General features: G+C 54.4%; 12 protein-coding genes. 4 read left to right on the forward strand and 8 right to left on the reverse strand.

What is annotated here, in order from left to right; translation table 11 throughout:
- Positions 1 to 165: 165 nt before the first annotated feature.
- Both ACR0EZ_RS25360 and ACR0EZ_RS25365 read right to left on the reverse strand, forming a co-directional pair.
- The gene (locus ACR0EZ_RS25360) at positions 166 to 1,494 is read right to left on the reverse strand and encodes an MATE family efflux transporter (protein ID WP_480617596.1); all 1,329 of its coding nucleotides are present in this window, start codon (positions 1,492 to 1,494) and stop codon (positions 166 to 168) included.
- A 281-nt stretch (positions 1,495 to 1,775) separates the two neighbouring features.
- Entirely contained in the window at positions 1,776 to 2,513 is a 738-nt protein-coding gene (locus tag ACR0EZ_RS25365) for an MmyB family transcriptional regulator (RefSeq protein ID WP_480617597.1), read from the reverse strand.
- Between the two features lie 75 nt (positions 2,514 to 2,588).
- Between ACR0EZ_RS25365 and ACR0EZ_RS25370 the strand changes: the two genes are divergently transcribed.
- Positions 2,589 to 3,047, forward strand: a complete 459-nt coding sequence (locus tag ACR0EZ_RS25370; RefSeq protein ID WP_480617598.1) for a hypothetical protein — start codon at positions 2,589 to 2,591, stop codon at positions 3,045 to 3,047.
- A gap of 37 nt (positions 3,048 to 3,084) precedes the next feature.
- On the opposite strand, the gene ACR0EZ_RS25375 is transcribed toward ACR0EZ_RS25370, so the two are convergent.
- From ACR0EZ_RS25375 to ACR0EZ_RS25395, 5 genes are all read right to left on the reverse strand, one after another.
- Positions 3,085 to 3,369: a hypothetical protein gene (locus ACR0EZ_RS25375; RefSeq protein WP_480617599.1), complete on the reverse strand. Its 285-nt coding sequence runs from the start codon at positions 3,367 to 3,369 to the stop codon at positions 3,085 to 3,087.
- Between the two features lie 586 nt (positions 3,370 to 3,955).
- Positions 3,956 to 4,864, reverse strand: coding sequence for a sigma-70 family RNA polymerase sigma factor (locus tag ACR0EZ_RS25380; protein ID WP_480617600.1), 909 nt, complete (start codon positions 4,862 to 4,864; stop codon positions 3,956 to 3,958).
- The gene (locus ACR0EZ_RS25385; RefSeq protein ID WP_480617601.1) at positions 4,861 to 5,322 is read right to left on the reverse strand and encodes a carboxymuconolactone decarboxylase family protein; all 462 of its coding nucleotides are present in this window, start codon (positions 5,320 to 5,322) and stop codon (positions 4,861 to 4,863) included. Before ACR0EZ_RS25385 ends, ACR0EZ_RS25380 begins: the two co-directional genes overlap by 4 nt.
- Positions 5,323 to 5,465: 143 nt before the next feature.
- Positions 5,466 to 6,056 carry an NUDIX domain-containing protein gene (locus tag ACR0EZ_RS25390; RefSeq protein ID WP_480617602.1) on the reverse strand — a complete coding sequence of 197 codons (591 nt, stop codon included), beginning with the start codon at positions 6,054 to 6,056 and terminating at the stop codon, positions 5,466 to 5,468.
- Between the two features lie 17 nt (positions 6,057 to 6,073).
- Positions 6,074 to 6,901 (reverse strand): GNAT family N-acetyltransferase, encoded by an 828-nt coding sequence (locus ACR0EZ_RS25395; RefSeq protein ID WP_480617603.1) that lies wholly within the window; start codon positions 6,899 to 6,901, stop codon positions 6,074 to 6,076.
- A gap of 330 nt (positions 6,902 to 7,231) precedes the next feature.
- On the opposite strand from ACR0EZ_RS25395, the gene ACR0EZ_RS25400 reads away from it, so the two are divergent.
- A complete protein-coding gene (locus tag ACR0EZ_RS25400; RefSeq protein WP_480617604.1) occupies positions 7,232 to 8,131 on the forward strand; it encodes a LysR substrate-binding domain-containing protein in 900 nt (299 codons plus the stop codon).
- A 22-nt stretch (positions 8,132 to 8,153) separates the two neighbouring features.
- Here ACR0EZ_RS25400 and ACR0EZ_RS25405 read toward each other — a convergent pair whose 3' ends face one another.
- On the reverse strand, positions 8,154 to 8,606 hold the full coding sequence (locus ACR0EZ_RS25405; protein WP_480617605.1) for an Lrp/AsnC family transcriptional regulator: 453 nt from the start codon (positions 8,604 to 8,606) through the stop codon (positions 8,154 to 8,156).
- Between the two features lie 123 nt (positions 8,607 to 8,729).
- Between ACR0EZ_RS25405 and ACR0EZ_RS25410 the strand changes: the two genes are divergently transcribed.
- Together ACR0EZ_RS25410 and ACR0EZ_RS25415 are read left to right on the forward strand one after the other, a co-directional pair.
- Positions 8,730 to 9,569: a PhzF family phenazine biosynthesis protein gene (locus ACR0EZ_RS25410; protein ID WP_480617606.1), complete on the forward strand. Its 840-nt coding sequence runs from the start codon at positions 8,730 to 8,732 to the stop codon at positions 9,567 to 9,569.
- Positions 9,566 to 9,943: a nuclear transport factor 2 family protein gene (locus tag ACR0EZ_RS25415; protein ID WP_480617607.1), complete on the forward strand. Its 378-nt coding sequence runs from the start codon at positions 9,566 to 9,568 to the stop codon at positions 9,941 to 9,943. Before ACR0EZ_RS25410 ends, ACR0EZ_RS25415 begins: the two co-directional genes overlap by 4 nt.
- The last annotated feature ends 307 nt before the right edge of the window (positions 9,944 to 10,250 follow it).

Genomic DNA, 10,250 nt, shown 5'->3' on the forward strand with positions numbered 1-10,250 from the left:
CTATGACAGATGCCCCAAGGTCTTCCTGTCAGCCATCGCGCTCGCGGCTACGGTCCTATTCTGGCTGTAAATCAATGAGTCTGGAGCCTAGGATCTGGCAAGTCATATCACCCCGTCGCGAAGTGGCTCGCGGCTTAGTTTTCCCAATCGATCAGTCCCCAAAATTCAGGCCCGTGTCAGCGCCCAGAACCGCAAGGGCAGGGCAACGGCTGCCGCAACCAGACCCAGAGTATAGCCGATCCAGACGCCGACCGCTCCGAGATCAAAGAGGAACCCCAATGCATAGCTGGCCGGCAAGGCAAGTGGCCAATAGGCCGTCAGGGTTATGATCGTGGGCAAGTTCATGTCCGACATTCCCCTCAGCGCACCCAACGCAGTACCCTGAACGCCGTCCGCAACTTGCAGCAGTGCCACGATGAAAAACAGCGTGACCGCGAGGTCAATGACGGCAGGGTCATCCGACATGCTTTCCGCCAGCATCCGGCCCGCAGCAATGAAGACGATGGCAGCGACCGCCTGCCAAAGTGTGACCATCACAAAAGACGCCTTCAAGATCGGTCTGAGCCGTTCCCGATTGCCAGCGCCGACCGCAATACCCACTCGGATCGAGGCCGCACCTGCCATGCCAAGCGGGATCATATAGGCCAACCCCGCAAGCGCGTTGACGATTTGATGGGCGGCTAGCGCCTCGGCCCCCAACCAGCCCATCATCAGGCCAACCACGGCGTAGGCTCCGCCCTCACCCGCATAGCCAAGACAGAGCGGCAGGGCGTCTTTGGCCTGTGACCACACATCCGCCCATGCAACGGTCACCCGCTGGCGAAAGGCGGCCAGCCCCGGCGCGCGTATCAACACATAGATCCCGGCAACCAGCGACGTACATTGTGAGAGTATGCTGGCCAGACCAGCGCCCAGAATTCCAAGACCAAAGATGTGAATGAAGGCATAGTTTGCGGGTACGTTGAACAGGACGCCCAGATAGGACAGCGCAACAGCCGTCCAAGGCCGTCCAACGGCGTCGAACAGAGCTTTCAGGCCGAAAAACAGAGTGAAAGGCACGATCCAGATCGCCATCGACATCCAGTATGGCAGCAGGATTGCCAGAACCTCCTTCGGTTGCCCCAAAGGCCCCAGCAACGGATAGAGCGCCATCATCACCAACGCCGCGCCGCCGCCGCCCAGAAGGCACAGCAAAAGCCCGCTGCGCAACGCCAGCGCAACCCGCGCGGTATCGCGTGCGCCCTCTGCCTGGCTGATCTGTACGGAAATAGCGGTGATCACGCCCCAAAGAGCGGAAATCAGGATGATCAGAACGGCCGTGGTCACACCAGCCGCCGCAAGCGGGACCGTCCCGAGCGGAGAAATCATCGCCGTGTCTACGACGCCGATCAATAGCGCTGCGGCCAGCCCGACCATCAGCGGAACGGCTAACCGGATCAAAGGCGTGAACTCGGCGCGGGTGGGCGCCTGCGAAATCAGGATTTGGTCTGTCATGGGTCACCTGCCGGACAACGTCCGGCGAATAAGTCGCGGTAAAGAGCTAAAGGCTCAGAATGAAGAGGGGCTATTCAGCCCTGCGACGGGAACACCATGAAATTGGTCCTTTTAGGGACAGGATAACAGGTAAAGTTCTAGGGGAAGAATTGTTCCGCGTCCAGATCGCTTTTGCGCGACTGTTTACCGAAACCTGCCGAGGTCAGGAACACGCGAGGTTCACCGGGACGCGGTGAGGTTCTGATCAGATCATCATTTAACTGGCAGCCACGAGGGCAAGGTCACGCAGAAATTTGGCACTTTGGTCGTCGGCCGGAAAAAAGCTCAATCTTCAAATCGTCTAGCGTGACGTCCGTGACTGTGCTGAATTGCGCAATGGTTCCAAATAGGGAAAGCCGCTGACCACCAAAGCGGTAGGTCGTAGAAATTGTCGGCCCAATCACCGCGTCACTGCGGGCGTGCCCTTGCTTCGACAAGGTGCGCGCCGCAGCATCCAGTGCGGGTATACCGCCTGCATTGGCACTTTCGGCACGCAGTCTTAACATCGTGTGATGCGCGACCTCGGGCCAGTTTTCGACAAGCTCAGGCATCATCGAGCTGGTCAGCAGGTCCAGCAGGCTTTGCCCCTCGCTGATCCCCAACGGCTTGAAAAGCCTTTGTGCTCCGCTGTTGAGCATCACAATACTCCAGAGCCGGTCCAGTACCATGCCTGGGTAAGGGGCATGTTGCTGAAGTGTCCATTCGACCGCAGCCCGGATTGGCGACATCGCCGCGTCATCAATCGGCGTTGCCGCAAAACGCGGCGCGAAGCCTTCGGCGCGCATCATCTGATTTCGGGTTTCGACCGGAAGGTCCATGACCTCGGACAGGTGAAGGATCATGTCCAGGCTGGGCCGGGACCGCCCGGTTTCTAGAAAGGAGATATGGCGCGCGCTGACCTCAGCTTCGATCGCGAGGTCCAACTGGCTCATCCTGCGTCGCCTTCGCCAATCTTTCAGTATGCCGGGATAGGGTGTCATGATCTGAGTTTAGCAAGGGTCCTAACAGAATTCACTTACCTCTAAGGTAATTGATTTGCGTCCCCCGCAAGCTGCATGAAGGGCGCATATCGAAAGGAGAAACTCATGACCCAACAACAGTCAGCAATGCGAATATCAGGCGGCGTGCTTGTTGCAACCGGGGCGCTTTTTGCGCTGGCCGCGTTTCAGTTTCTTCATCCCGTAGCGCATATCTTTCTGCAAATCGCGTATTGGCCAATGCACGCCGTTCCCGCGGAGCTGATGGTTCCGTCGCCTTTACCGCTGGTGATCACGGGTGGCCTGACGGTTGGCTTGGGGGGAATGCAGTGGGCGCTGGGAACTTATGTTGTTCCGGTATCGGCGGTAGCCGCGGCCAAGACCGCTCAGATTGCTGCATGGTCCTGGTTTTGCGCCGACAGTTTAGGCTCTATTCTAGTAGGGGCGCCCTTCAACGTCGTACTAAACCTGTCCTTTCTGGTCCTGATCCTGTTGTCTTGCCGCCCCGGCACGGCAAGCAAACACGCAACATCCTGACGTGAAGTGGAAGTTACTGGGTTAATAGAAGGACTGGCTACGCCAGAAAACCTTCAATGGTCGAGACGACTTCAACGACAGTTTTTTGCATCGTACATGCTGGTGTTCTCAAGGGCGCTGCTGTTTTCGCACTTGGCTTGAGCTGGTCGAATATGGACAGGATTTCCTCTTCCAGTTTGGCCGGCTTTTCTTCGGACCAGCCGACCTTGGTCTTTGCAGGTTGCAGGACGCGTGCGAAACGATCTCTCCGGCGGTCTTGAAAATCGTCTATAGGAACTGCAAACCGCAGGGTTCGTTTATCGCGCGGAAGGAGGATAGGCATCACTCCGGGCACGGAACGATTGTTAAAAGCAAGGGCAGCTTAATGCCCTTGCTTGGACGGTTCCTTAAAAAGGGAACCGATAATGCGAAGGAGGTGGGTGTTCAGCCTCCGGTGGAAGACCAACCTCCTTCCTCAGATGAGCCGGCAACTCGGCTCTCTTTCGTCGAATAGGCCTTTCCACACTGGGTTGCCGGTCGAAGATAGCCGCTAGCCGCAATAAGAGGCCGCGCGACCGGCCGATTGGTATGTGAAGTGATAAGCTTGGCATTGTTCTCTCCATGAAATGATGGAAAGCCGCCACATGAGGAAAACACAAAAAAGGCCGCTCACGAGGCGGCCTTCAGATCGGAAACCTGTCAGACCGCTTTAACGGGCTACTGCGCCTACCGCGCGAAGCATTGAGGTCTGACAATTCAGCATATCTGATATCTCCTGTATCAGGGTTTCCGGTTCGTCTTGTTACCAGACGAATGGTCTCAGTTCAACAACCCACACATGTATTGGTCGAATTCCACCGGATAGCTAACTCGCAAGCGCAGCATTCGAACATAGCGCTCAAGGTCGGCTCTGGGCCGATGTTGTAAGCTCAGTCAGATAGACCGAGATTGATGGGCGTGTTGTAGTCGAAAGACAGATGACGAGTCTTTTCCGGATTGCGCACCACGTAAACAGCTGTAATCACGTCACATTCGATCTCCAACGATGTTGTTTGCAAAATACCGTCAGTTTCGTGGCTGAGGATCGATGGCAGATTGTTCAGGTGGCAAAATTGCCATTGTTGGACTGGTTGATCAGAGTATTTTCGCGCCAGTCCAGATAATAGCCGCATCACCTTGTCTCGGCCCAATATCGGATTGAGCGTCGCCAGCACTTTGCCGCCGCCATCCGAAACAAATCGTACGTCTTGTGCAAGCAATTTGGTAAGAACGTCTGTGTCGCCGCTTTTGGCGGCCATGAAAAATGCCTTGGCGATGGCTTCGCCTTGTTGCGGCGCAACCTGTGTTCGAGGTTTACTGCGCTGCACATGTTTCCGAGCTCGGCTGACAAGTTGGCGGCAGGATTCAGGTGTGCGTTCCAGTGCCTTTGCCAGCTCGTCATATGATTGCTCGAACACATCGTAGAGTAGAAAGGCTGCCCGCTCGAGAGGTGTTAGCCGCTCCAGGGCCAATAAGAGTGCCACCGAGACGTCCCGATCCAGTCGCTCGGTGGCATCATCTGTGATCAGTGGTTCGGGCAACCATTCACCGGGATATGCTTCGCGCCGAGTATGCGCGGCTCGCATATGATCGAGACATAACCGTGTAACCGTTCGGATTAGAAACCCCGTCGTGTCCCGCACACTGACATGATCAACCTTCTGCCAACGCAAAAATGCGTCCTGTACTACATCCTCTGCATCACTAACTGTGCCCAGCATTCGGTAGGCGACCGCAAACAAGCGCGGTTGCAGATCGACAAAAGTCTGGTCGTTGCCGGGTGAAGTCACATGACTCATGCGGCCGAGGCCTCCTTGGCGGCAGGATGTGGCGTTGCAAAGCCAATAGCAATGCGGTTCCAGGCATTGATGGTTGTTACCGCCAATGTCAGGGCGATCTTTTCCTGATCTGAATATTGAACGGCCATCTCTTCATAGATGTGATCCGGTGCGCCATTCTGCTCGATGCGGGTCAGCGTTTCGGCCCAGGCAAGAGCGGCGCGTTCACGCTCAGAATAAAGAGACGACTCTCGCCAGGCATTCAACAAGTGAAGCCTGTCTTCACTTTCACCTTGCGCACGCGCGTCATGGGTGTGCATGTGGATGCAGAATGCGCAACCGTTGATCTGCGACACACGCAATTTTACCAATTCGATGAGACTGTGCTCCAGGCCCGATGATTTGAGGCATTCCTCCATATCGAGCATTGGCTGCATCAGTTGCGGGGCAACGGCGAAATGGTTGAGGCGGGATTTCATGTGGCGCTCCTGTTTTAGAGGTGTACAGAAACAGGACGCAGCAAGCATGCGGTTTGTGACATGGGTGTGCAACAAATCAGTTACTGATTGCCACAGATTTTCCGTTGATGGGTGTTGGCGACCGACAGTTTTGAACTGAGTCTTCAAACCGTGCCCGTTAACCTTTCGATCATCAGGTTTTGAAGAAGAATGACGGTCTTCGCATCCCGAATTTCGCCCTCGGTAATCATCTGCATCGCGTCCATTAGTGATATGTGCATAACTTCAATGTCCTCTCCTTCGTCGAAAGAACCACCCCCTTGCCCCTTTTTATCAGAGCGTGAATACGTACCTTTGAAGAAAGACAGAAACTCCGTGACTGAGCCTGGGCTCATGTAGACGTCAAACAAGTGGATGAGTTTGTCGATCTGATAACCGGTTTCTTCTTCAAGCTCTTTACGCATTCTCTCATCGGCCTGAGCGCCGTCAAGCAACCCAGCGGGGGTTTCGATCAACCCATCAATCCCTCCATTGAGGAAAACTGGCAATCGGAACTGACGCGTGAGCAATACTTGATCTGTATCCGGGTTGTGCAACAGGCAAGTCGCCCCGTTGCCGCGATCATAGGCTTCTCGCGTTTGGCGCTGCCATTGGCCATTCTGGCGACGCAATTCAAACTCGTATTTGGTTAGAACGCCCCAATCATTTGCCAGAATTTGCTCTGAAACCGGGCGAAACATCTGGCTTTCGGGCATTTTCCCGCTCCGAATCGTCATAGGTTCATGCTCAATTCAAATTGGCGGACTGTCGGTACAGCTACGACACTTCCAAGAAACGACTGGAACTCTGTTGATGAAACGTCAACGTTAAGCAGGCGAAGCGTGTCGCCAGCCTGACACGTGTGAAGCAATGAACTGCCGATCCCTTCCCGTCTTCGGTCTTTGCGAACGCAAATTTGGGCAAGGGTATTGTTTGTTGGCAAAATGACCGCATAGGCCGCCAAACCAAGGTTATCGGATATGGCCCAGCATTGTGCTTCATCCGCTACGGCGCTGACGGACGCGATGTCGTTTTGCCAGGAGGGTTCCAATTCGATCATTGCGGTGGCGTCGCTCTGAATCTCCCTCCAGGGTACCTTTCGCACCATACCAGGAGCATCGGTACTCGGCAGCGGTGGAACGTCATAACACTGCAGAGTCCGGGCAGTTTTCATTCCCAGAGACGCGTACAACTCAAATGCCTTGCTGTTATCGGCCATTACCTCGGTCTGGAAACTTACCGTGTCTCGTTGTTGAAGGTGCACAAGGCAATCGTCCGCCAGTCTCCGTGCCAATCTCAACCGTCGGAACGCAGGAACTGTGCCGCTTGCAACTAGGTAGCTGTGGCGTCCGCGCAAAGACATCAACCAAATGGCAGCGATTTGTCCTTCAACAAGCGCAACATGCGAGGCTTGGCGATCAAATCCCCTTTGCTTCAACATGAAAGCAAATGACTGCCGGGTCAGTTGCATTGGAACTGCATAGTCCGAAAACGCGCTGTTCATTGCCAGGCGCAAATCCTCGAGCGGGACGTGTTCAGCCGATACGATCTTTGGGTTCATAAACTGTCCACTTGCAAGAGTTTGAAACAACATTCCTGACTTAGCGGCGCTTTCGCATTACCAGGATGATCTTTGAAAGTAACACCTTTCCGGTGGCGCTGGGTAATCCATGCCAATGTCCCTTTTCATGTGGCCAGACCAGTGTTGAAACTCACCTAAGTGAACGGTTTTTTTCCCGCGGGTTGCATTAAGTCGATTCAGAAAGATTTGAAAATACGCCAGCCTTTTCATATGGTCCTCGCATTCATTGATTTGATGGCTGGCATACGTTTGACCGGTTGAATGGCAATAAAACAAACAAAACAGAGTCCAAACACATAAGGAGCGTAAATGGCTTCCCGAGGTGATCTTCCGCCATTGGCTGCAATTCGGGTTTTTGAGAAGGCCGCGAGGTGCAAAAACTTCACGGTTGCGGCAGACAAGCTTGGGATGACTCAGGCTGCTGTCAGCTATCAGGTAAAGATCCTTGAGGAACGGGTCGGCGCACCACTTTTCCGCCGCGAGGCGCGCGGAGTATCCCTGACAGACATTGGAGCTGGTTTCGCAGAAAAGGCGACCGAGGCGCTCAACGTCCTGAGTGACGCGTTTGCCGAGGCCAAAGGCGTTTCGCAGGAAACGCTTGCAATCAGTGTCATTCCAACATTTGCCACCAATTTCCTAGCTCAGCACCTAGGAGGATTTCAGGTGGAAAACCCCAATATTGCGGTGCGGGTGGAAGTGAGTGAAACTCTGACCGATTTTGTCTCCAGTGGCTTCGACGTCGCCATTCGCGGTGGCAAAGGCAACTGGCGTGGACTTTCGAGCCATTTACTAATCCAAACCCGTTTTACCCCAATGCTGAGCAAGGATCTGGCTGAAAGCATAGGCGGCGTTCATGACCCCAAGGACCTAATTCGCCTTCACATCATGTCGCCGTCTGATCCCTGGTGGATTCGCTGGCTTGCAGCGGTGGGATTGGAGAGGCCGGAGCTGTCGGACGAGGTCCGCCACCATTTCGGTCCTCAGGTATTGGAAGCCAACGCAGCCATGTCCGGCCAGGGTGTCGCAATGCTAACACCTGCATTTTTCAAGGATGAGCTTGCAAGCGGGCGATTAATCCAACCTTTCGATCTGACTTGTGAAGATGGATCCGGCTATTGGCTTGTCTATCCCGAGAGCCACCGCAATTCGCAAAAGATACGGCGGTTCAGGAAATGGCTGGTAGCAAAGACCAAGGACTGGCGATCCTAGATTCCAAAAGCAATTCCGATGTCTAGGGCTGGTCGAGGGGCGGCAATCTGTGCTCGAAGATCGAAGATTTTACGATGGACGTGTTGGTCTCGGCCCGGTCGTGGAAGGGCAGAAGGATATCGTCGAGTTCGCTGATCTCTTTCAAAAGCAGCCGCGCGACATAACAATCGTCGCCGGTGACCCTGTCACATGACATAAAGCGAGGCTGTTCCTCGATCATCTTTTCGACAATATGAAGCTGCCCACTTCTTGGTTTGATCCGGACTAGAGCCTGGATTGTATAGCCAAAACGTCGCAAATTGATCCGGGCACCAAAGCCTGTGAGATAACCGCTCTCCTGAAGGTGGCGCAGGCGTTCCCCGACGGCGGGGCCGGAAAGACCTACGTTCTTTCCAATATCTGCAAGGCTGGTACGGCCATAGGAATCGAGTAGCTCTACGATTCGGCAGTCCGTTTTATCCAGTTCTTTCGACATGAAGGAAGTTTAGGAAACTGGGCAATGATGTGAAAGCAGATTTTCAAATTGCCCTTCATCAGAGCTGGGACATTGCCCGGGTCTTTCCGATAGTTTGCCGCGAGCAGAACTATGGAGAGAAAGATGGATATCCAGCGTATTGCGGCATTTAGCCAAGGAGCGGAAGGTGGAAATCCGGCAGGTGTGGTACTGTTGGAAAGCGACGCCAGTGTCGTGGAAATGGCCCGGGTCGCGGCTGAGGTCGGATATTCAGAGACTGCGTTTGCCGTACCACAGGATGGCGGGAAAAAGAGTTGGCGCGTTCGTTACTTCTCTCCTGAATCTGAGGTTCCATTCTGTGGCCATGCAACAATTGCCCTGGGCGCCGCGCTCGGGCGACTTAGTGGGGCCGGCACCTATTACCTGACCCTGAATGACGCCACGATCACGGTGGATACGGACACGACACCCGACGGCGTAGTTGCCACCCTGTCATCACCCCCGACCAAAAGCCGCGCTCTGACAGACGCAGAAACGCGCGATATCCTGGCGCTCTTTGATCTGACGGTGGATGACCTTGATCCACGCCTAGCCCCGGCTCATATCCATGGTGGCGCGGATCATGTTGTGCTGCCACTAAAAAGTCGGACCCGATTGGCTGGAATGACATATGATCTCGACAGGGGACGTCAGGTGATGCGCAACTATAATTTGGTCACTGTGATGCTTGTCTTCATTGAAGCCGATCAGACATTCATTGCGCGCAATGCATTCGCTTCGGGGGGTGTTCTGGAAGACCCGGCAACGGGCGCAGCGGCGGCGGCCTTTGCAGGGTACCTGCGTGATAGCAACTGGCCACATGGGGGTGAATTCACGATCCGCCAGGGAGAAGACATGGGCAGCCCATCCTTGATCCATGTGTCGTTGGATGATGTTAAAGGTAACTCGGTACGGGTATCCGGCACTGCGCGAGACATAGTATGAGCAACCTTCCCGAAGTAATTGCAGCCTACATCGCGGCCTACAATCAGATGGATGTGGCCGGCATGATCACTTGCCTTTCTGATGACGTGGAGTTTCGAAACATCGTCGACGGAGACGTCACGGTTGAAACGTCAGGAATACAAGCCTTTTCCGATTTGGCCTCTGCCGGCGTGCAAGCGTTCAAATCCCGTCAGCAAACGGTGACAAACATGATAACGGTCGAAGCTGTTACCTTGGTTGAGATCGACTATTCAGCGGTGGTTTCAGCTGATTTGCCCAATGGGTGGAAAGCAGGGCAGCAGCTGCGATTCTGCGGCGCATCTGCGTTTCGTGTTGAAGCCGGTCGGATCGTCAGTATTACCGATCAGAGCTGAGCGAGCCAAAACAACCATTGATGCCCGGCCCTGATGTTTTGTTAGTGCTGATGTTCGACTTGGCCCAAGTTTTCGGCGGCAACACTACGAACACGCAAAGGAAATCAGATGATTAACCGTTTGGCTCCGGCCTCGCTGCGCGCTGTACCGCAACAGTATCAGGGTATCTATGGGTTCTGTCGCAAACTTTGTTCCCACCTGTCAGGTCAAGCTTAATTTTGGTAGCGCATGCTCCAAATTACAGGAGCAGACCGTGACAATCTCATTCAAGGGTGCACACTTTCCGAAAGAAGTGATCTTGTATGCT

Source organism: Ruegeria sp. AK4, from assembly GCF_056541025.1.

What these genes read in the sequence shown, in the direction of transcription:
- ACR0EZ_RS25370 (WP_480617598.1), top strand. Translation starts at nt 2,589, where the DNA reads ATGAAGGGCGCATATCGAAAGGAGAAACTCATGACCCAACAACAGTCA.
- ACR0EZ_RS25410 (WP_480617606.1), top strand. Translation starts at nt 8,730, where the DNA reads ATGGATATCCAGCGTATTGCGGCATTTAGCCAAGGAGCGGAAGGTGGA.
- ACR0EZ_RS25415 (WP_480617607.1), top strand. Translation starts at nt 9,566, where the DNA reads ATGAGCAACCTTCCCGAAGTAATTGCAGCCTACATCGCGGCCTACAAT.
- ACR0EZ_RS25395 (WP_480617603.1), bottom strand. Translation starts at nt 6,901, where the DNA reads ATGAACCCAAAGATCGTATCGGCTGAACACGTCCCGCTCGAGGATTTG.
- ACR0EZ_RS25365 (WP_480617597.1), bottom strand. Translation starts at nt 2,513, where the DNA reads ATGACACCCTATCCCGGCATACTGAAAGATTGGCGAAGGCGACGCAGG.
- ACR0EZ_RS25405 (WP_480617605.1), bottom strand. Translation starts at nt 8,606, where the DNA reads ATGTCGAAAGAACTGGATAAAACGGACTGCCGAATCGTAGAGCTACTC.
- ACR0EZ_RS25380 (WP_480617600.1), bottom strand. Translation starts at nt 4,864, where the DNA reads ATGAGTCATGTGACTTCACCCGGCAACGACCAGACTTTTGTCGATCTG.
- ACR0EZ_RS25375 (WP_480617599.1), bottom strand. Translation starts at nt 3,369, where the DNA reads ATGCCTATCCTCCTTCCGCGCGATAAACGAACCCTGCGGTTTGCAGTT.
- ACR0EZ_RS25400 (WP_480617604.1), top strand. Translation starts at nt 7,232, where the DNA reads ATGGCTTCCCGAGGTGATCTTCCGCCATTGGCTGCAATTCGGGTTTTT.
- ACR0EZ_RS25390 (WP_480617602.1), bottom strand. Translation starts at nt 6,056, where the DNA reads ATGCCCGAAAGCCAGATGTTTCGCCCGGTTTCAGAGCAAATTCTGGCA.
- ACR0EZ_RS25385 (WP_480617601.1), bottom strand. Translation starts at nt 5,322, where the DNA reads ATGAAATCCCGCCTCAACCATTTCGCCGTTGCCCCGCAACTGATGCAG.
- ACR0EZ_RS25360 (WP_480617596.1), bottom strand. Translation starts at nt 1,494, where the DNA reads ATGACAGACCAAATCCTGATTTCGCAGGCGCCCACCCGCGCCGAGTTC.